Source organism: Psychrobacter sp. GW64-MNA-CIBAN-0177 (genome assembly GCF_040309585.1).
Lineage (GTDB): Bacteria > Pseudomonadota > Gammaproteobacteria > Pseudomonadales > Moraxellaceae > Psychrobacter > Psychrobacter okhotskensis.
On the sequence record NZ_JBEOOY010000007.1, the window covers coordinates 85,862 to 106,762 of the forward strand.

Below are 20,901 nucleotides of genomic sequence, written 5' to 3' on the forward strand. Positions count from 1 at the left end.
TATTATACCCAGCACTATACTCGGTATTATCAATGGTGCTTATCGTCAACAGGCACAGTGTCAATATCGCTATCTTTCACTTTATTGGTTGCGGCGCGATCTGTTGGGTGTGCATTGCCATCATGATCGAGAACCACCTGTTTTTTGGCATGCTCTGCATTTTCGTCTTTGACTGCCTCTTTAAAGCCTTTAACAGCACCGCCCAAATCCTTGCCTGCATTTCTAAGCTTTGAGGTGCCAAATACGACCACCACTACCACCAATAATATCAGCCAATGCGTAATGGAAAAACTGCCCATAATGGTATCCTTAATGTCTTGGTTGCGATATCTATATATGAATGCCTTTATTTTATAGAATATAGATCTATTAAACAAAAAATATAGACGTAAGATGCGAAGCTAAAAAGAGCTATATTATAACCTACCATTGTGACAAAAAGGTGAAAGGTGACAAAAAGGTGAAAGCAATAATAATCAAACAAGGAAGATGCTTATTCTAGAGTTCCACAAGTTATCTTTGTGATTTCACAAGTTATCGAGCCGCTTTTTCATCGATGCCTGATAGTCCAAAGCGTCGTCCCAGCTCATTCAACACCGCGTCCGACTCTATATCGAACCATGCCAGCCCAACCAAAGTATGAAACCAAACGTCGGCCACTTCGTAGATAAGCTCGTGCCGCGCTTCGTCATATTGCGCTTTGTCCGTATTTTCATCACAATGGGCAAAATCTTTGGCAGCGATGATACTCTCTGTGCTTTCTTCGCCCACTTTTTCTAGGATTTTATTCAACCCTTTTGCGTATAAGCTTGCCACATAAGAGCTGTCAGCGTCTGCTTGCTTGCGCTCTGCCAATGCCTTATCAAGCTGTTGCAAAATAGAGGTGTTGTCCGTTTGGGTATTATGATTTTCAGCGGCGTTACTAGCATTATCCGCATTAAGCGCAGCAGTATCGTGGTTGTGATCAGTAGCGCTGGCGGTTTTATCTGATTGATAAATATCTGCAGGGTCTTTTAATACCTTATCGACAGTTTGCCATTGCGGCGTTTGCCCAGACAAATCCAAACGCTGATAAAAGCAAGACTCGCGACCCGTATGGCAGGCGATACCCCCAGCTTGAGTCACGCTCAACACAATCACATCGGCATCACAATCTAAGCGAATATCATGGACTGTCTGAGTATGTCCTGATGACTCGCCTTTATGCCATAACTTGGCACGCGAACGTGAAAAATACACGGCGGTTTTTGTTTGTGCCGTTAATTGAAGCGCTTCAGCATTCATCCACGCCATCATCAAAATGCGCCCCGACGCATGGTCTTGAGCAATCGCAGGAATCAAACCATCAGCGTTAAACTTTATGGCAGTTAGCCAAGCAGGTAAAGTCATAATCTGTCTGTCGTCTTATAATTAGGAAGTGGTCAATAATTGAGTGGTCAGCAATAAAAGTCAATATCAGTATTGGCTATCTACTGATAAGATAAATAAATAGCTTGCGTCTATTGATGGGCTACGTAAATTGATGGGTTATATCAGTGTTTATCAGAGCTCGAACAACTGCGGATACAAGGCTTTTTTAATCGTATTATCCAGCGTGGTTACTTTATTAAGGCGAAAGTCATAATTGACAAAATGCTGTCTGGCCTTTGCCACTATTTCGCCATTGTGCATGCGTGTGGCTTTGAACACGATATTGCCGCCATTATCATAAAGTGGCTCAACGCCCACCTCAAACAAAAGCTCTTCACGCGCCCGTACACAGCTGAAAACATTCAGCTGTAACTCATTAATAATCAAGCCTTGATGATCAGCGTTAATCTCTTTAATACCTTTGGCGTATAAAAAACGCTGCATAGCTTCCGTCAGCAAACCGGTCAATGACTCTAGGGCTAAATGTTGACCCATATCAATTTCGGTATTGCGCACGCGCATCACCGTTTCAAACACAAATATTCCGTCATCAAAGTTTAATTCTTGGTTTGACAACGCTTTCTCCTAGAATGATTGTCCATAATCAATTTTTTGAGCGCTTGGCAAGCGAGCTTAGGGCGTGTCCTCAATTCAAGCGCTTGTATCTAAATGGGCTAAAAATGGCTAAATTTTGCCAAACATCGTCAAATAGCTGATTAATATCCTGATATTATTTGCGCTATTTTCCTCATTTGACGGCAATTTATCTCATTTTTATGACCATTTCTAAAATGAGGACACGCCCTAGCAGTCCAAAAGCAACGAGCCGCGTATAATCCAAGACAAATATAGGCGATAAATGGCGTCGTTTATCGTCGCTTTAAGGTATAGCGCCGCTTAGTGTCTACTTAAGCACAGCTCAAGCTGACATTCAATCTATTTGCAAAAAAAATCGTGATTTACTAGGGTCTATTGAACATTCACAAATAGCCGTCACCAGTGCCACATTTGAATGTTCAATAGACCCTAATAATAACCAGACAGAACCTATTAAGGTAAGGCTAAAACTTTCCTTGGCAAAACAGCGCACTATCTGCTAAAATAGCGCCTCCCACCTCGAGGCAAATAGAGGTTTAGTGCTTGTTTTTAAAGCCACTATTCGTTATTGACTATTTGACGACCAGGTTCTATTAAAGACAAAGAGGCAAATCATCATGAAAAATAAGATGAAAACCAGAAGCGGTGCAGCTAAACGCTTCAAAAAAACAGCGAATGGCTTTAAGCGTAAGCAAGCCTTCAAAAGCCATATCTTGACCAAGAAATCAGCTAAGCGTATTCGCCAGTTGCGCGGTCTAAAGATGGTGGACAAATCTGACGAAGCAGCAGTTCGTCGCATGTGCCCATACCTCTAGTCGACTATCGTCATCTATTTTTAATTAAAAATATGTGACTTTGCAATCTGACAACGATGTCTGTTATTTACTAACATTCATTTCATAACATCGTCAATCGCTTAACAATATCTTGGAGTAATTTATGGCCCGTGTAAAACGTGGTGTACAGGCAAATCGCCGTCACAAAAAAATCTTAAAGCGCGCAAAAGGCTACTACGGTGCCCGTTCACGTGTTTACCGCGTAGCGGTACAAGCAGTGACCAAAGCTGGTCAATATGCTTATCGTGACCGTCGCAACAAAAAACGTACTTTCCGTCGTCTTTGGATTGCACGTATCAATGCTGGTGCACGCTTAAACGGTTTAAGCTACAGCCGCTTTATCAATGGCATGAAATTGGCTAACATCACTGTTGATCGTCGCGTACTTGCTGACATCGCTATGCATGATGCAGCAACTTTCACAGCCTTGGTCGAAAAAGCAAAAGCAGCCCTAGCATAAATATTAACTGTCCTTTAGGCATGCCGCTTGTTAAGTGATTATCTATAGTTACTTACTCATAAGGGATTATCTAAATGGATAGGACTAATATTGATTAATAGGTCGATATTAATAAAAGCTACCGCTGGTCGGTGGCTTTTTTTATATTAAATTATTTTACGGTCGGTTTTATTACCGTTATGATGCAAAACGCTTTTAGGGAAGTTGCACTTTTCATTGTCTAAATATTCAAGCCATTTCTGTAACACGTCTTTAATTTACAATGAATGGGTAAATGGTTTGCAATATTTGGTCAAATCTCTACAATTATAAATCACTATTACTAATAGTCCGTTTAAATCAGGAAGAATGCGTCTTATGACTACCCCTGCTGCTACCACCGATTTGTCGGCGCTACCGACCTTGTCTACAGAGCTCAGCGAGCTAACTGAAGCTCAGCTCACTGAGCTGGCCAGTGCTGCTGAAGCGTTGATCCTACAAGTAACTGATGTACGTGCGCTGCAAGATTTGCGCGTACAATTGACAGGCAAAAAGAGCCCGCTAACTGGCTGGTCAAAGCAGATGGGTAAACTCAGTAGCGATGACAAAAAAACCTATGGCGGCTGGTTACATCAAGTCCGTAGCCGTATTCAAGATGCATTGACGGCGCAGCAGCAGCAGCTAGAAGTGGCTGCACTAAATGCTAAGCTTGCAAGCGAAAGCATTGATATCACTTTGCCTGCTCGCGGTGGCCAAAAAGGTCACTTGCATCCAGTAACGATGATTACTCAGCGTATGCAGCAGTACTTTATACAAGCAGGTTTTAATGTCGCAACTGGCCCTGAAGTTGAAAGCGATTATTATAACTTTGAAGCGCTTAATATCCCTTCGCATCACCCAGCACGGGCGATGCACGATACCTTCTACTTCGATGCGCACTATCTATTGCGTACGCATACCAGTCCCGTGCAAATTCGTACCATGGAAAAGAATGAACCTCCGATTCGTATCATCTGTCCAGGTCGCGTTTATCGTAATGATTCGGACCAAACCCATTCGCCGATGTTTCATCAGTTAGAAGGTTTAATGGTTACTGAATCGAGCACTTTTGCTGAGCTAAAAGGCTTGATTAGTGAGTTCTTAGAAGCGTTCTTTGCTAAAGAATTGACTGTTCGTTTTCGTCCGTCATTTTTCCCATTCACTGAGCCTTCTGCTGAAGTCGATATCCTCGATGATAATGGTAAATGGCTTGAGGTCATGGGCTGCGGTATGGTACATCCACAAGTGCTAACCAACTGCGGTATTGATAGCGATAAATACACCGGCTTTGCTTTTGGTATGGGTATTGAGCGCTTTGCGATGCTGTACTACGGCATTGACGATTTGCGCCTGTTTTTCCAAAACGACGTACGCTTCTTAAAACAGTTTGGCTAGAGCGCTCCTTGTTCATATAAAAAGTGCTCCTTGTTAATACAACAAGTTGATTCGCCAACCTTTAATCCAAAATCTTTATTATAAAATTCTGATCCGAGATATTTATGAAAATTAGCGAACAGTGGCTACGTCAGTGGGTAAATCCAAACAATAGCAGTGAGCAATTGGCTGAACAACTTACCATGGCAGGGCTTGAGATTGACGATCGCTTTGCGGTTGCCCGTGCCTTTAGTGGTGTGGTCGTCGGTGAAGTCATCAGCGTCGAGCAACATCCAGATGCTGATAAACTGCGCGTTACGCAGGTGAATATTGGTGCCGCTGAGCTGTTACAAATCGTTTGCGGCGCGCCCAATGTCTACGTCGGTATGAAAGCACCTGTTGCGACCGTTGGGGCAGTGCTCCCAAGCGATGATAAGAAAGGCTTTAAAATTAAAAATGGCAACCTACGCGGTGTCGATTCTAACGGTATGCTCTGCGGTGCCTCTGAAATTGATTTAGTCGATAGCATCGATGGTCTGCTTGAATTGCCAAGTGATGCACCGATTGGCATGGATATCCGTGAGTATCTAGGTTTAGACAATCAAATCTTGGATATATCTATCACCCCAAACCGTGGTGATTGCTTTAGTGTACGTGGTATTGCGCGCGAGATATCAGTGATTAATGATTTGCCAATGCAGCAGCCTGCAATTCCTGCCAACGTGCCAACTGACGCTAACGGTGCTAAAAATACTACGCCCGCAGTAACGGTAAGCGCGGTTGAAGCGTGCCCGCGCTATTTACTACAATCAATCAGCAATATTGATCGTAGTATCGACACTCCAAAGTGGGTGCAAGATGCGTTGGTTCAGTCTGGACTACGCTCGCATAACTTCTTGGTTGACGTGACTAACTATGTGCTGATGGAGCTCGGTCAACCGCTACACGCGTTTGATGCTGATACCATTGAAGGCGATATCGTGGTACGTTTGGCACAGCCTAGCGAGACCCTCACTTTATTAAATGAGCAAACCATTATCTTAACCGGCGATGAATTGGTCATTGCCGATGATAAAGGTGCATTGGCACTTGCTGGTATCATGGGCGGTCAACGTAGTAGTGTCACTGACAGTACCACCAATATTATTGTAGAAAGCGCTTTCTTTAGTCAGCTTGCTATTGCCGCTCGTGCCCGCCGTTTTGGTCTGCATACCGATGCCTCACAACGCTTTGAGCGTGGTGTCGATTTTGAATTGCCAGAGCTTGCTTTGGCACGCGCTGTTGATTTGATCACCAGTGTCACTGGTGGTCAAGCCGGGCAAATAGTAAAAGCAGAAAATAGCGAGCACTTGCCAGCACGTACGCCGATTACTTTGCCAATCACTAAAGTCCGTGAGGTCATCGGTATTGAGATTGAGCCAGCCGTGATGGTGCGTATTTTGACTCAATTAGGCTTTGAGGTAGATCAGCAAGCAGATAGGCTGATTTGCACGCCGCCATCGTATCGCTTTGATATGAGTATCCGCGAAGATTTAATCGAAGAGATTGCGCGTATTTATGGCTATGATAATATTCCAAGCGTCTTGCCGCATTTGCAAGTCAGCATGGATTATGACGATACGGCAGACTTGACGCATGAGATGAAGCTGGCCTTGGTCGATAATGGCTATATGGAAGCGATCAGCTTTAGCTTTAGTGATGCTAAAATAGAAGTTCTGCTTGATGATAAGGCGCTAGGAGAAGTGTTGGCACTGGCCAATCCTATCTCTAGCGACTTAGCCGTCATGCGCCGTACTTTGCTGTCAAGCTTATTGCCTTGCGTGCAATATAACCTCAATCGTCAACAGCCGCGCGTGCGTTTCTTTGAAACGGGTCTTAGCTTTGTCGGTCAAAGTATTGGCGAATTGGTACAAACGCCAAGTATTGCATTGGTCGCAGTGGGTGACATTTGGGACGAGCAAGCGTATCAAAACCGTGCGTTAGACTTTTATGACCTCAAACACGACATCGAACAATTGCTACCAGCGCAAATCGATAGCGCCCGCATCCGCTATGAGCGTAGTGCGCTTGCTTTCTTGCATCCGGGTCAAAGCGCAAAACTCTATATCGATAATGAGTATGTCGGCTGGTTGGGTCAATTGCATCCTAACACCGCTAAGCAGTTAGATTTGCCAGCTACGTGGGTGGCTCAATTATCACTTGCGCCGCTACTAACACTTGCTCGTGAACAAGATGCGATTACCACGCCAAGTAAATTCCCACAAGTACGTCGTGATATTGCCATTTTAGTAGATAGCGATATTAGCTTGCAGACCTTAGAGTCGACGATACGCACGGCAGCAGGTGAGCTATTGACTGACCTATGGTTGTTTGACGTCTATCAAGGCGACAATGTACCAACTGGGCAGCGTTCATTGGCTTTTGCTTTGGTATGGCAGGATAGGTTACAGACCTTGTCTGATGAAGCAGTCAAAACCGCGACTGACAAAGTGGTACGAGCTTTAACTGAGCAACATGCTGCGAAGTTGCGTGACAGCTAGCATTTAGCATTAATAGTAGAGCATGCTCTGTAGCCTTTATAATTGTGAGGCTATAGGGCATTGCTATTTATAGCGTTTTTTATCTTATCGATAGATTTTATTTGTAAAAAAAGTTAAGTGGTTATTAATAAAGGATTTTAATGCAGACTTTATTAAAAAGACGGTAAAAAACCTTTATAATGACTAGGGTCTGTTGAACACTCAAATATTAGGACTGCTGATCGCTAAAGTCGCATCAAACTAGGCGTAAACCGACGATAATGTCGAGACCTTAGCTAGGTTTACAACAACGTTTGGGGTGATTTTAGCATCAGCCTTTTAGGGCAGGATTATTTTTTGCCAATATCTGGCGAAATTGTCTAACCTAGAATAACTAGGCATCCAAAATTTCACTGCGTATTGTCTAAAAAATAGCTGCTGCCAGTGTCATATTTGAATATTCAACAGACCCTAAGATTAACCTGATACCGCTAATCCATGATATTCGACATCACGACATAGCATAGGAGTCGTACTGTGAGCACCTTAACCAAATCTGACATGATTGAGCATTTGATGAGTCATCTGAACCTGACACGCCAAGAAGGCCGCTGTTTGGTAGAGAATTTTTTTGATGAATTGTCAGAGAGTTTGATTGATGGCAACGAGGTCAAGCTTTCAGGCTTTGGCAACTTCGAGCTTAAAGATAAAAGCAGCCGTCCAGGACGTAACCCTAAGACAGGGGAGCCCGTGGCAGTATCAGCACGTCGTGTGGTCACCTTTAAAACAGGGCAAAAATTTCGTCAACAGGTTGATGAGCGCCTATTTGATGAGTAGTAAATAGCAGCTACTGAGTCCTACCTAACGCTTGCCATTGCGAGATCTTATAATATCGTGATGTTGTTAAAACTGACATGAGTGCTCTTTAGTTGTAAATATACTAAATAGCAGACATAAAAAAAGAGAGCATAGGCTCTCTTTTTTTACTACAGTATGTTTACCGTCGAGACGATAAAATTACTGAGCTGGCTCTTCAACAACAACTTCGTCAGATGCTGCAACAGCAGTATCAGTTTCGCTAGCTACGTCTACGCTAGTAGTAGTACCGTCTACAGGAACTTCAGCGTCCATTTCGTCAGTAGCAGTTGCAGCTTGTGCATCAGCGATGTCAGCTTCAGCGCCGGCAACAGCAGCTTCAGCATCAGCAGTAACTTCGCCTTCAGCAGCAGCTTCGTTTAGCTCTTCAGAAGCATCTTGCACTTCTTCTTGCGCGTCAGATAAATCTTCAGCAGCGTTTTCTTTGTTGCTATCACAGGCAGTAAGGCCCATAGTTGCAGTCATGATACCAGCTAGAGCAAGTAATTTAAGTTTCATATGGTTTTCTCCGGAAAAATGAAATGAGCAGTAGCAGCGACAAAGGTTGAATGTCCGAGATGTCTCAGAATTCAACTAGTCTTAGTCACAGCTACTCAGCTTCCACGCATTCTATATGTTTTCTTTTCAAATGAAAAGACCTTGTACAATTGAGTAACAATAAAATTGTAAAAAGTATTTTACATAGCTCATCTAATATAATTTTTAATACAACAACTTCAATGAATCTACGTATAATTAACCAAAACCAAGCTATTTTTAGATCCAATAAACGTCCATTATTGTTTAATATTTTCTTTTAAATATATACGCTTAGACGGATTACCTTAAATAGTACAGGCATAAAATTAATGTCTTATTAAGGCTAGGTAAATATTGTTAAGGATAGGTAAGTATTGCAAAAAGAAATGATACAAATAGGACCAAGCTTTAGATAACTAACAAGCATGGTTGTAGCAAAAGCGATTCAAAAATTATATAACATGAATAACTATCCATACGAATAGCAGGATGTATCGTATGTTTCTGGAGTAAGATTATGAAATGGCAAGGCAGACGAGGCAGCTCCAACGTACGTACGAGTAGCGGCGGTGGCAAGATGGTCGGTGGTGGTATTGGCGGTATTATTATCGCGGGTATTTTGTGGTTAGTGTTTGGGGTCAACCCCATGACAGCCTTACAGACCGGTCAAGTAGTGGCCGGTGGTAGTAATACCTCGACTGAGCCGGCAACCAGTGATGACCGTGATACACAGTTTGTGAAAGTCGTGCTCGCTGATACAGAAGAAGTGTGGCATCAAATATTTAATGAGGGCGGTAGTACTTATCAGGAACCGTCGTTAATTCTTTTTAATGGACAAGTCAGTTCAGCCTGTGGCAGTGCCACGGCAGCGACAGGACCTTTTTATTGTCCAGGTGACCAGACGGTTTATTTAGATACGTCTTTTTTCGTAGAGATGCGTCAAAATCTAGGCATCGCAGGTGATCAGCAAGACTCTGGTGGTCAAGATAATGAAGGTAAGGCAGGTGACTTTGCCCAAGCCTATGTGATTTCACATGAAGTCGGCCACCATGTACAGACACTATTGGGTATTACTCAGCAGGTCAGTGAAGCCAGTCGTCAAGTCACGCGTGCAGAAGCCAATAAGCTCTCCGTGTTACAAGAACTACAAGCTGATTGCTTCGCAGGGGTATGGGCGCAGCGTAACCAAGCGCGTGTCCAGTTCTTAGAAGCAGGCGATATAGATGAAGCCATCAATGCTGCCAGCCAAATCGGTGATGATCGTCTGGCACGTGCTAGCGGTGGAGCGGTAGTTCCTGATAACTTTACTCATGGTACCAGTCAACAGCGCGTTCAATGGTTCACTCGTGGTCTAGAGAGTGGCAGTGTGCAGACTTGTGATACCTTTAGTGGCGCATTGTGAGATAGTAGCGCGTTGTAAGAATATTCTTAAAGTCATCAATGATCTATTAGACACAAAAAAGCCTGCAATGATTTGCAGGCTTTTTATTCTTACCGCTATCGCTTAATAGCTTCGATATTTATAACCAATTATTTGGTTTGGTCATAGATGTAACCACCAGCACCACCAAGTGCTGCACCAGCTAGTGCGCCACGTGCGATATCTTTGCTATCGCCTTTGCTTCTGATAAGGGCACCAGCAGCAGCGCCAGCAGTCGCACCTTTTACAGTGTTGCTTGCATTGCCGTATGGACCTGAGTTACAACCAGTCATGATTAGTGCTGAGCTAGTAATAGCTGTCATTGCAAATGTTTTAGCAAATTTCATAATGTCACCTGTTAAGTTGTTAAATTAAAAATACAATATACACGATATTTTTGAATACGTTTTACTACTTTTCATAGTAGTCGTTTAATACCTTTCTAGTCGTGGTAAAAACGCTAACCTTTGCAAATAGAGTGTAAAATATGTTGCTTCACTGTATCGATGGTAGTGCTTTTGATGAGGTTTATTGTATTTGATTCGATAATACGCTAACTGTTTTCATCTCTATTACTTATGTGAGTCAGAAAAAAGACCGCTTATAAGCAAGCGGTCTTTTTGTATAATAGCAACGATAAGACGATTAGTTTTGAGATTTACGTTTCATTTGCTCAAAGAACTCGTCATTGGTTTTCGCTTCTTTTAAGCGATCCAATAAAAATTCAGTGGCTTGTACACCATCCATCGGCTGCAGCAATTTGCGTAAAATCCAAACCTTACGTAGTTTGTCTTCGTCTAGCAAACGCTCTTCGCGGCGTGTACCAGATTTTTTGATATTAATCGCAGGGAAGACACGTTTTTCAGCCAAGTCACGCTCAAGCGTGATCTCTTGGTTACCCGTTCCCTTAAACTCTTCAAAAATAACGCTATCCATCTTACTTCCAGTATCAATCAATGCACTGGCAATAATGGTCAAACTACCACCTTCTTCAACGTTACGCGCAGCACCAAAGAAACGTTTTGGACGTTCTAGGGCATTGGCATCCAGACCACCCGTCAACACTTTGCCTGACGATGGGATAACCGTATTATAAGCACGTGCTAGACGCGTAATTGAATCAAGTAAAATCACCACGTCTTGCTTGTGTTCAACCAAACGCTTGGCCTTTTCGATGACCATTTCAGCAACTTGTACGTGACGCTGTGGAGGCTCATCAAAGGTAGAGGCGACCACTTCACCGCGTACCGTACGTACCATCTCGGTCACTTCTTCTGGACGCTCATCAATCAATAGTACGATCAAATAGCATTCAGGATTATTACGAGTGATTGATTGCGCGATGGTCTGTAGCAACATCGTTTTACCCGCTTTTGGCGGTGCGACGATGATAGAACGCTGACCTTTACCAATCGGTGCGATCAAGTCGATGATACGACCAGTCAAATCTTCAGTGGTTCCGTTACCAAGCTCAAGTTTTAAATGCTCAGTTGGGAATAGGGGTGTCAGGTTCTCAAAGATAAGCTTATGACGTGAGCGATCTGGCGTATCAAAGTTGATTTCGCCAACTTTTAATAGCGCAAAATAACGTTCAGAATCTTTGGGCGGGCGAATGGTGCCAGCGATACTGTCACCCGTTTTTAGGCTAAAGCGACGGATTTGACTTGGGCTGACATAGATATCATCAGGGCCTGCCAAATAAGAGCCTTCGGAGGAGCGCAAAAAGCCAAAACCATCAGGGAGAACCTCAAGCACACCATCACCGTAGATGGCTTCACCGTTACGAGCATGGGTTTTTAGGATAGCAAAGATAATGTCTTGTTTACGGCTACGAGCCATATTATCAAGACCCATTTCTTTGGCGATAGCCAATAGCTCAGCGATTGATTTTTTCTTTAATTCAGTAAGATTCATAGATAGGTCATTAGCAATTGATCAGATGAGAGATGCCATTAGCAGCACAAGTCACGACAGTGATTAAAATAACGGTAATATGATGATATGGGTGTGTGCACAGCGCTGTAGTTTATGTAGTTTTGGTTTTATATGTCTGCTTATGTACGCATTGCCATCATCGGAGGCAAGGTAATAAGAAATAAGGATAAAAAAGGCTACATAAGAGTCTGCGTCAAAAACTCAATATCAGTAATTGCGTTTAGTCATTTTGTTCAGCAATGGTGTTTATAATGACGATTGTGTTTTTGTTGATAAACACGAGGAGAATAGCGACAAGATACTTAGGAAAACAGTTGGTTTTCTCTTGTCAGCAGACTATACGGTCTTCACAATAGCGTTGTCAATAAATTTTGCCAAAAAAGTCACATTATCGAGTTTTTTGCACAAAAAACAAGCAAAAAAGCCACTATCTTAGTCAGATAATGGCTTTCTCAGTTATTCTATTTTACCCGCTCAAGATAGTCTGAAGCGAGAAAATTCAACTTATAAATGCTTGTCTAGTACTTTAGCCAATTCAGCTTTTGGCTGTAGGCCCATTACTGAATCAACTTTTTCGCCATCTTTGAATACAAATAGCGTTGGGATGTTACGAATACCAAAACGGCTAGCCGCTTGTGGGTTGTTGTCTACGTCTACTTTGACGATTTTAACTTTACCTTGGTACTCAGTCGCTAGATCTTCTAAAATAGGGGCGATGGCTTTACAAGGACCACACCATGGAGCCCAGAAGTCTACTAGTACAGGTACGTCTGATTGTAGAACGTCTTGATCAAAGTCTGTATCGGTAGTATGTACAATAAGGTCTGACATAATTTTATCTCTCTTGTTTTATTACTTCTATCACCACTCATCGACCTATATATCGGTTTAATAATAAATCAGTTGGTGGTCAAAGAATTGTTTAGAAGGGGTGAAAATGTGCCATTATATTAACATGTTTGGCAACGATTGGCAGACGCCAGCTGGTTAAATTGCTTAACAATTACTATTAGCACAATAAATCGAAACATAACTAAACAGGTTATGTTCTATCTGTCACTTGCATCCTCTGTTGTCATTTTAGTTTTGCACTCACACCTGACCTTGGCTTTGTGCGCTAAGATTGTTTTTATGCTCAGTTTCAGTTTCAACGTTAGCTAAAAGACTTAGTGTCAGTATTCAGTTTGTATACTTCAGTGTAGATAATTCAATTCAGATGCTATTGTCAGCTTGGCTTTTTGATACACGCTAGTCCCCAACTTTAAATCCAATAATATAATTTAAGTCCAATAATATAAGTAGCTTTTTTTATGCCTTTTACTGACGACAAAATCCTGACCCTTAACGCCCAAGAAAAGGACTATCCGCTTGAATTTTTTCAAGAATTTGCGCAAGCCGTTACCGTCTATGAAGATGATGACATCTGGGTGGTCGATAAGCCAGCAGGACTATTGAGTGTCGATGGTAAAACCCTAAAGGTGAGTTTGCTCGCGCGGCTTGAACGTGCCAATCCGGCGGTTAAATTGATTCATCGATTGGATATGGATACCTCAGGGCTGCTCATTTTTGCAAAAAATGCCGAGGCACAAACCAATATCAGTAAGCAATTTATTGAACGGTTACCACAAAAGAAGTACCAAGCACGGGTTTTTGGCGCGTGGGAAAGCGTAGGGGCAACGGGTAAAATCTCAGTGCCAGTGCGCTATGAGCCAAGCACCAAACCGCGCCATATCGTCGACCACGACTGGTCAAAGCACGCGCTCACTTTGTATGAAGTACTGGCGCATGAAGACTGCAATGGTCAGACGGTCACGCGCGTGATGCTAAAGCCAGTCACCGGTCGTAGCCATCAGTTACGTGTCCATATGGTACACGTCGGTCACGTCATGATTGGCGATCCCATTTATGCTGAAGGGGAGGCCCTAACGATTGCACCGCGGCTCAACCTGCATGCACAGCAATTGCGCCTCAAACATCCTACGCTTGGCGCGTGGATGGATTGGGAAAGCCCCAGCCCTTTTTAAAAGCTCTGTTATTAGGATCTATTGAGCATTCAAATGCTAGGACTGCTGATCGCAAAAATCACACTAAACTAGGCGTAAACCGATGATAATGTCGAGACCTTAGCTAGGTTTACAACAACGTTTGGAGTGATTTTAGCATCAGCCCCAAGTACAGAAGCAGGGGCAGGACTATTTTTTGCCAATACATGGCGAAATTGTCTAACCTAGAATGACTAGGCATCAAAAATTTCACTGCGTATTGTCTAAAAAATAGCCACTGCCAGTGCCACATTTGAATGTTCAACAGACCCTAAATTAATAATGTAAAAGTCATCATGCAAATTAAAACCCGTCATGTAAAAACAAGGAACGTATTATGCTTGATATGACTGCAACCAAACAAGCCATTAGCCAGCGCTTTAAACGCAAAAAATCACCAGCAACGCCGCCAGTAGATTGTGATGTTCTCATCATTGGTGCAGGGATTGCTGGCATCGGCATGGCCTGCCATTTACAACAACGCAAGCCAAAGAAGCAACCACGTATGGACCCAAAAACGCCGCCATTTATCGTGTTAGAAAAACGCTCAGATTTAGGCGGCACGTGGGATTTATTCACTTATCCTGGTATTCGCTCAGATTCTGACGCTTTGACCTTTGGCTATAGCTTTAGACCGTGGTTGGATCATCGCATGCTGGCAGCGGGTGAGGATATTAAGCGCTATATCGCTGATACGGCATGCGAATTTGGCGTGTCGGAACATATTCGCTATCAGCATGAAGTCCTGCAATTGTCGTGGTCCAGTCGCGATCAACGGTGGTCAGCCACGATTAAAAATCATGCAAGCGGCGAGATGTCTACCTTGAGTGCCAACTTCGTCGTCGGTGCCACGGGCTATTACGACTACGAGCAAGGCTATCAACCGTATTTTGAAAAGGAAGAAGATTTCCAAGGTCGTATTGTCCATCCGCAGCATTGGCAGAATGTCGATTATGATGATAAAAAAGTGGTCATTATCGGTAGCGGCGCTACAGCAATGACCTTGCTGCCTGCGATGGTCAATAAAGACGATGGTCAATGCGTGCGCCATGTCACGATGCTGCAACGTTCGCCGACTTATGTGGCAAGCGTACCCGGTGATGATTATGCGCTTGACTGGCTGTCTGCTAAATTTTCGCCTTTATCAAAACAGCAAGCTTATACGCTGCTGCGGACGCGTAACGTCTTAAGACAGCAAGGTGTTTATCAATTTGCTACCCACGCACCGAAAGTGTTAAAAGCGCTGTTAACCCATGGCGTAAAAAAAGAGCTAAAGGGTAGTGGCGTGAAGGTTGATCATTTTGTACCGGCTTACAATCCGTGGGATGAGCGACTATGTGCGGTGCCAGATGGTGATTTATTTAATGCCTTGCATAGCAAACGAGCCGCGGTAGTCACTGATCAAATCAGCCACTTCACCAAAACGGGTATCATGCTTGAGTCAGGCAAACATCTCGATGCTGACATTATTGTCACCGCAACCGGATTGAAGTTGCAAATGCTCGGCGGTGCAGCCTTATATATCGATGGTCAGCCTGTCGATGTGGGCGCACGCATGACGTATAAAGCAGTCTTAGTTGAGGGTGTGCCGAATATGGCCGTGTTGTTCGGTTATATTAACGCCTCGTGGACGCTAAAGATCGACTTGGGCTGTCAGTATGTCGTACGGCTACTTGAGCATATGCAGAGCCATCGCTATCAGGTCGCTGTGCCAAAAGCTGAGACCAAGCACGAAAAAGTGCAGGTTCAGCCTGATACGGTGATGGGTGCACTATCGGCGGGCTATGTGCAGCGGGCGCAAGATGAGCTGCCCAAGCAAGGTGATCGTTATCCTTGGCACGTGACCAACAACTATGTCAGCGACCGCATCATGCTCAAGTACCGTAAAATAAAAGACGACTGGTTACGTTTTAGCCGTTAAGTGCGTTAGCGCCCATTCTTAACGGCAGTTCTTTGTTCACGATCTTTTATTGGTTGCCATTTAGTGCTTATTGATAAAATCAGCAACTTGTTTACTTAGCATTTCCCATAGGGTCTCTTGCGCGCTTTTGCTGCCCCAAGCGTTATGCGGGCTAAAGATGACGCGGGGATGATCACTAATGCTGAGTAGTGGATCCTCGTCGGTGATAGGTTCTTGCTCAAACACGTCGCTAGCATAACCGATGATTTGCTCGCTATTAATGGCATCGGTCAGCGCTTGGCTATCGACAACGCCGCCACGAGCAACGTTGACGATAAGTGGTTGCTTAGCCATTTTTGCCAGAGTATCTGCATTAATAAGGTGCTGGGTTTGCTCGTTTAATGGACAATGTAAGCTCAGCACATCAGACTGCGCCAGTACCTCTTCAAACGCCGTATAATCCTCATTACGCGGCGTACGGTCTTGATGTTCTGCCCACAATACGCTCATACCAAAGGCACGGGCAATCTCGGTGACGCGCTTACCGATAGTACCGACGCCGATAATTCCCAGCGTTTTATCTTCCAAATCTATCAGTGGAATATCCAGTAGGCAGAAATTACCGTTACCTTGCCAAGTACCATCGACCACTTTTTGATGATAGTGAATGCTGGCGCGCATGGCAGTTAGCATCAGCATAAAGGTATGCTCGGGCACGCTTTTGACCGCGTAACCGGCAACGTTATACAGCGCAATATTGTGCTTAGTACAAGCGTCTTGATCGACATTATTCATACCTGTCGCTGTCAGCTGGATAAGTTTAAGCTTGGGTAGTTTAGCAATGACGTCAGCATTGATTTGGACTTTATTGGTGATGATAATATCAGCGTCTTTGCAGCGCGCCAAAATAACGTCATTGTCTTTTGGCGTATCATCATAAGTCACATAATCACTGATGCCTGTCGGTGCTGGCAAGTCGACGCCATCAGAAAACGTACCTTTATCTAAAAAAACGGCTTGCATGGTTATTCCTTATTTATTATTGTCGTATAGATGGTCATCGGCTTAATGTATGGTCAGTGAAAAGTAATATCGAAACATCACGCACCGCTGATATCCATTTTTCTTGCTTGCTGTACCTGCGCAGACAGAGTCTACGAAAAATTGATATCAGCAATACCGCAGCGCTTTTAGGATATTTTGACTATAGCACGTTGCAGTCTTTAGTCAAAAAACCCCGTCAAAAAGCGTCCAGCAAAAAACCTCTATTTTATTGAAATAGAGGTTTTATTTTTTGAGACAGTCGTTTTTGTGCTTACGTCGCTTTTACGCTTATAAAGAGAAACGCTTACGCAATTTACCTATTAGACTACGTACGCGACTGCTTAAATCAATACGCACATCGTTTTCAGGGTCGTGCTCGACTTCATAGCGCTTAACCAATTCAGGACTGGCTTTCAGTTTTGTATGATGCTGGAACGCACGGTTGACGCTAATCTCAAGGAGGCTAGCGCGCATTGGTTTTGGTAAGCAGCGATAGACCTGACCTTTATTAATCAAATCAATCAACAAGCCTGCATCTTGGAATTCAGTTTGTACTAAAACCACCAAGTGCGGCGCATCTTGTTTCAAGGTAAAGATAATCGGCGCGATGTTCTCGCCGCTGACATTGATGTCGGTAATACAAACACCGATATCTTCATTCGCCAAATAATCATAAGCTTCTTCTAAGCCTTTAGCATGCAGGACTCTATAGCTGTTCGAAAACTGCTTACGTATTTGCTCAATCAGATCGTTGGTTTCATCGATGACCAATAGCGTTTGTTTGTTGCCTGAGCTGTCGAATTGTTCAGCGTCTTCGTCTGGATTATAGGTCAAAGCTATTTCGGTGGCGCGACCGACGACGGCAAGCAGCTCTTCAGATTTACAAGGTTTGGTCAAATAACGATAAATCTCTCCATCGTTAATAGAGCCGATAATCGCGTTCAAATCAGCATAACCGGTCAATAAGATACGCATGGTAGACGGCGATACTTCTTTGACTTCGCGCAAGATATCGACACCAACGCGCTCAGGCATACGCTGGTCACTGACCGCCACGTGTACGTGGTTGTTTTTGATATAGTCGATATATTCAGTCGGGTCAGTGGTGATAAAAACGTCATGCGTTTTACGAAACAGCAGTTTCATCGAACGTAAAATGCGTTGTTCGTCGTCAATAAATGCCAGTTTTGGCTTTGGTTCAGACCCTAACTCCGTGCTAGGGGTTTCCATTTCAAATTCATTCATGATGGTATCCTTATGATGAATAATAGTGCTATAGCTTTATATAATCATTAAAATATCAATTATAATAAGACAGAACCTAGCGTTTACGCTGCTAGGCTTTGTTCCGTTAAGTCATTATCAATCGGTAGCGTTAAGGTAAAGGTGGTGCCAACGCCTTCGGTCGAGACCGCTTGAATGTCGCCATTATGCTGCTCCATAATCTGCTGACTGATGGCCATACCAAGTCCAGTACCTTCGCCTGCGCCCTTAGTGGTAAAGAACGGCTCAAAGATTTGATTGAGAATCTCTGTGCTCATACCTTTGCCGTTGTCGCTGACATCGATATAGACATTGCTGTCATCAGAGCGCGTCCGCACTTCGATTTTGCCATCCGGTTTTTCTCCCATAGCTTGCGCAGCGTTATTCAATAGGTTGACCAAGACTTGGTTAATCTGTGACGGCGAGCATTTAATCTCAGGCGTTGGGGCAAAGTCTGTGACAATTTCTTGATGTCTGATAGAGTTGCCAGCGATTTTCAATGACGCTTCGATACACTCGCGTACATCGATGGTTTTCACTTTTGACTCATCAAGGCGGGCAAAATTACGTAGGTTTAACACCATTTCAGTGATTTGCTCAACGCCAAAGAGTGAATCTTTAATCAGCTCTTTTAGCTCAGACGACAAGTCATCTTCTTGGATTTCATCGGAAGCACGGACGATATCTGCCAATAGCTTATCAATTTTGCCATCAGCAGCGGCATCCGTTTTAACGGCTTTTAACCCTTGTACCAGTTCAATCAGCTCTTCGTATTGCTCAGTCAACTGACCGATAATTTCAAGGTTGTTTTGCACATAAGATAATGGCGTATTTACTTCATGAGCAACACCCGCAACCATTTGACCTAACGTCGCCATTTTTTCTGAACGAATCAATTGCAGCTGAGAGTTTTTCAGCTCTTTTAGCGTATCTTGCAGCTCAGCGGTACGTTCTTCGACTTTAATCTCTAGCTGCTGATTGATATTGGCAAGCTTACCTTCGTTAGATTGGATACGGCCTAATAGGTCATTAATAGAGCCGTTTACCAGTCCAATCTCGTTGCGACCTTCAGCGAATTTAACCTCGCTTAGCTTATTATATTGCTTATTGTTAATCAGGTTTTCCGCTTTAGAGATTTTATCGGTGGTTTCTTTCAACGGTTTGAATGCCAAGAATGTCAGCATAAAGTAAATCACACCCGCTGTGATTAATAGCGCCAAGGCAATCCAGTTAATCAAGTTTTCACTGAGATTATCGGCGATAGCGTTAATTTCAGCATCAGGCTGGACAACGATAAGCTTCCAATAGGTCTCAGGAATCTCAAACACGTACGCTTGACTGCCGTTGTAGAAGTTGTCTTTAGTCAGCTCAAAGCTCTGCAATAAGCGACTATCCATAGCGTTTTGCTTGTTTTCGCTATTATTGAGATAAGCGGCATAATTGACCAAATAATAACCTTTGGAATCACCCGTTTCTGCTTTATCAATCGTATTCAATACTTGCTGTACTTGCGGCGATACGCTAGCAGCAACTTGCTCAATAGTCTCGTTACGTTGGACATCTAAGAAATCAAGCACCGGTTGCCAAGCAGGGTCTGAGTTGATAACTTGCTTAATATCAAGTGGCGTGCCTGTCTTTTCATCAATATAGCTCAAGCGTTCAGGGTTAGAAGAAGCGATAACCTTGTCACTGTTATCCAAGAGTAGAATGTAACCTGAACCTGAGCTTTCACTTAACTGAACGATGTTTTCTTGTAGCTGGTTTAGGGTAAAGTTGACCGTACTGGCACCCCAAAACTGATTGTCACGCTCGATTGCCACACCGCAGCTCATCGCCAGCTCGCCTTTGGTTTGGCTCGCGCGTACATGGTTCCAGATACAGCTCTCGGGTTTGAGCAGCTTTAAGACGCTAAACCAATCTTCCTGATAATAAGGATTGGCTGGATTTGGGTCGCTCAACACCGCTTGATAATCGCCGTTTTGACGTACCATCAGGAACGGGTGGGTAGCAGTATTTGCCCCAAGCGCACCGTTATCAGGCCAAATACCACCACTGCCTAACAAACTATAATCACGCTTATCAAAGGCATTGGCGGTACTGGCTTGTAAAATCGCCTCTTCTGTTGGCAAGGTTTGTGCGCTTTGTTGCAGCAGCAACGCACTACGCATCACCCGATTGATATCAGCAGAGATACTATTGACTGCCGTATTACCACGTTCAGCCACCAGTTTTGCAGATTCAAGGCGGATTTTCTCATAGCCTTCTTTATCAACAACATAAACGACGACGGCGAGTACGATTGCAAAAGCAATAAATAGAATAGTAGTCACTTGGGTACTGACTTGATTAAAAAAGCCAACTTTTTTGGAGGCACTCATGGTGGTGATGGTCGTTGGATAATGGTGACCACAAAAAAAACTGCCAATACAATTTAGGGTCTGATGAACATTCAAATGTGGTACTGGCAGCGTCTATTTTTTAGACAATACGCAGTGAAATTTTTGACGCCTAGTCATTCTAGGTTAGACAATTTCGCTATGTATTGGCAAAAAATAGCCCTGCCCTAAAAGGCTGATACTAAAATCACCCCAAACGTTGTTGTAAACCTAGCTAAGGTCTCGACATTATCGTCGGTTTACGCTTAATTTGGTGCGATTTTAGCAATCAGCAGTCCTAACATTTGAATGT

18 protein-coding genes are annotated in these 20,901 nt (G+C 43.5%); 8 read left to right on the forward strand and 10 right to left on the reverse strand.

Going from position 1 to position 20,901, the window contains the following annotated elements; translation table 11 throughout:
• Positions 1 to 29: 29 nt before the first annotated feature.
• The 3 genes from tatA to AAEY79_RS06680 all read right to left on the reverse strand — a co-directional run bounded on the left by tatA (position 30) and on the right by AAEY79_RS06680 (position 1,986).
• The gene (tatA, locus tag AAEY79_RS06670; RefSeq protein ID WP_025651516.1) at positions 30 to 299 is read right to left on the reverse strand and encodes a Sec-independent protein translocase subunit TatA; all 270 of its coding nucleotides are present in this window, start codon (positions 297 to 299) and stop codon (positions 30 to 32) included.
• A 235-nt stretch (positions 300 to 534) separates the two neighbouring features.
• Complete coding sequence (gene hisIE, locus AAEY79_RS06675; protein WP_352287748.1) at positions 535 to 1,389, reverse strand: bifunctional phosphoribosyl-AMP cyclohydrolase/phosphoribosyl-ATP diphosphatase HisIE; 855 nt, start codon at positions 1,387 to 1,389, stop codon at positions 535 to 537.
• 153 nt (positions 1,390 to 1,542) lie between these two features.
• Positions 1,543 to 1,986 (reverse strand): thioesterase family protein, encoded by a 444-nt coding sequence (locus tag AAEY79_RS06680; protein ID WP_025651518.1) that lies wholly within the window; start codon positions 1,984 to 1,986, stop codon positions 1,543 to 1,545.
• A gap of 638 nt (positions 1,987 to 2,624) precedes the next feature.
• On the opposite strand from AAEY79_RS06680, the gene rpmI reads away from it, so the two are divergent.
• The 5 genes from rpmI (at position 2,625) to AAEY79_RS06705 (ending at position 8,051) form a co-directional block, all read left to right on the forward strand.
• Complete coding sequence (rpmI, locus tag AAEY79_RS06685; protein ID WP_025651519.1) at positions 2,625 to 2,822, forward strand: 50S ribosomal protein L35; 198 nt, start codon at positions 2,625 to 2,627, stop codon at positions 2,820 to 2,822.
• 124 nt (positions 2,823 to 2,946) lie between these two features.
• Complete coding sequence (rplT, locus tag AAEY79_RS06690; protein ID WP_025651520.1) at positions 2,947 to 3,303, forward strand: 50S ribosomal protein L20; 357 nt, start codon at positions 2,947 to 2,949, stop codon at positions 3,301 to 3,303.
• Positions 3,304 to 3,660: 357 nt separating this feature from the next.
• The gene (gene pheS, locus AAEY79_RS06695) at positions 3,661 to 4,716 is read left to right on the forward strand and encodes a phenylalanine--tRNA ligase subunit alpha (RefSeq protein WP_037026232.1); all 1,056 of its coding nucleotides are present in this window, start codon (positions 3,661 to 3,663) and stop codon (positions 4,714 to 4,716) included.
• A 104-nt stretch (positions 4,717 to 4,820) separates the two neighbouring features.
• Entirely contained in the window at positions 4,821 to 7,235 is a 2,415-nt protein-coding gene (pheT, locus tag AAEY79_RS06700; protein ID WP_201566416.1) for a phenylalanine--tRNA ligase subunit beta, read from the forward strand.
• Between the two features lie 516 nt (positions 7,236 to 7,751).
• Complete coding sequence (locus AAEY79_RS06705; RefSeq protein WP_010197859.1) at positions 7,752 to 8,051, forward strand: integration host factor subunit alpha; 300 nt, start codon at positions 7,752 to 7,754, stop codon at positions 8,049 to 8,051.
• A gap of 180 nt (positions 8,052 to 8,231) precedes the next feature.
• Here AAEY79_RS06705 and AAEY79_RS06710 read toward each other — a convergent pair whose 3' ends face one another.
• Positions 8,232 to 8,588 (reverse strand): hypothetical protein, encoded by a 357-nt coding sequence (locus tag AAEY79_RS06710; protein ID WP_025651523.1) that lies wholly within the window; start codon positions 8,586 to 8,588, stop codon positions 8,232 to 8,234.
• A 538-nt stretch (positions 8,589 to 9,126) separates the two neighbouring features.
• Here AAEY79_RS06710 and AAEY79_RS06715 point away from each other — a divergent pair.
• Positions 9,127 to 10,011, forward strand: a complete 885-nt coding sequence (locus AAEY79_RS06715) for a neutral zinc metallopeptidase (RefSeq protein WP_201566415.1) — start codon at positions 9,127 to 9,129, stop codon at positions 10,009 to 10,011.
• Positions 10,012 to 10,139: 128 nt separating this feature from the next.
• On the opposite strand, the gene AAEY79_RS06720 is transcribed toward AAEY79_RS06715, so the two are convergent.
• The 3 genes from AAEY79_RS06720 to trxA all read right to left on the reverse strand — a co-directional run bounded on the left by AAEY79_RS06720 (position 10,140) and on the right by trxA (position 12,795).
• Positions 10,140 to 10,376, reverse strand: a complete 237-nt coding sequence (locus AAEY79_RS06720) for a glycine zipper 2TM domain-containing protein (RefSeq protein WP_025651525.1) — start codon at positions 10,374 to 10,376, stop codon at positions 10,140 to 10,142.
• 298 nt (positions 10,377 to 10,674) lie between these two features.
• Positions 10,675 to 11,943, reverse strand: a complete 1,269-nt coding sequence (gene rho / locus AAEY79_RS06725) for a transcription termination factor Rho (RefSeq protein ID WP_055125334.1) — start codon at positions 11,941 to 11,943, stop codon at positions 10,675 to 10,677.
• 525 nt (positions 11,944 to 12,468) lie between these two features.
• Positions 12,469 to 12,795 (reverse strand): thioredoxin, encoded by a 327-nt coding sequence (gene trxA / locus AAEY79_RS06730; RefSeq protein WP_057761928.1) that lies wholly within the window; start codon positions 12,793 to 12,795, stop codon positions 12,469 to 12,471.
• A gap of 479 nt (positions 12,796 to 13,274) precedes the next feature.
• Here trxA and AAEY79_RS06735 point away from each other — a divergent pair, with 479 nt between their 5' ends.
• A complete protein-coding gene (locus tag AAEY79_RS06735) occupies positions 13,275 to 13,988 on the forward strand; it encodes an RluA family pseudouridine synthase (protein WP_201578124.1) in 714 nt (237 codons plus the stop codon).
• Positions 13,989 to 14,343: 355 nt separating this feature from the next.
• On the forward strand, positions 14,344 to 15,927 hold the full coding sequence (locus tag AAEY79_RS06740) for an NAD(P)/FAD-dependent oxidoreductase (RefSeq protein ID WP_101210943.1): 1,584 nt from the start codon (positions 14,344 to 14,346) through the stop codon (positions 15,925 to 15,927).
• Positions 15,928 to 15,987: 60 nt separating this feature from the next.
• Here the strand turns inward: AAEY79_RS06740 and AAEY79_RS06745 are convergent, their stop codons facing one another.
• The 3 genes from AAEY79_RS06745 to AAEY79_RS06755 all read right to left on the reverse strand — a co-directional run bounded on the left by AAEY79_RS06745 (position 15,988) and on the right by AAEY79_RS06755 (position 20,591).
• Positions 15,988 to 16,929, reverse strand: a complete 942-nt coding sequence (locus AAEY79_RS06745) for a D-2-hydroxyacid dehydrogenase (protein WP_101210944.1) — start codon at positions 16,927 to 16,929, stop codon at positions 15,988 to 15,990.
• A 309-nt stretch (positions 16,930 to 17,238) separates the two neighbouring features.
• The gene (locus tag AAEY79_RS06750) at positions 17,239 to 18,195 is read right to left on the reverse strand and encodes a response regulator (RefSeq protein ID WP_025651532.1); all 957 of its coding nucleotides are present in this window, start codon (positions 18,193 to 18,195) and stop codon (positions 17,239 to 17,241) included.
• Between the two features lie 83 nt (positions 18,196 to 18,278).
• Complete coding sequence (locus tag AAEY79_RS06755; RefSeq protein WP_025651533.1) at positions 18,279 to 20,591, reverse strand: sensor histidine kinase; 2,313 nt, start codon at positions 20,589 to 20,591, stop codon at positions 18,279 to 18,281.
• Between the last annotated feature and the right edge of the window lie 310 nt (positions 20,592 to 20,901).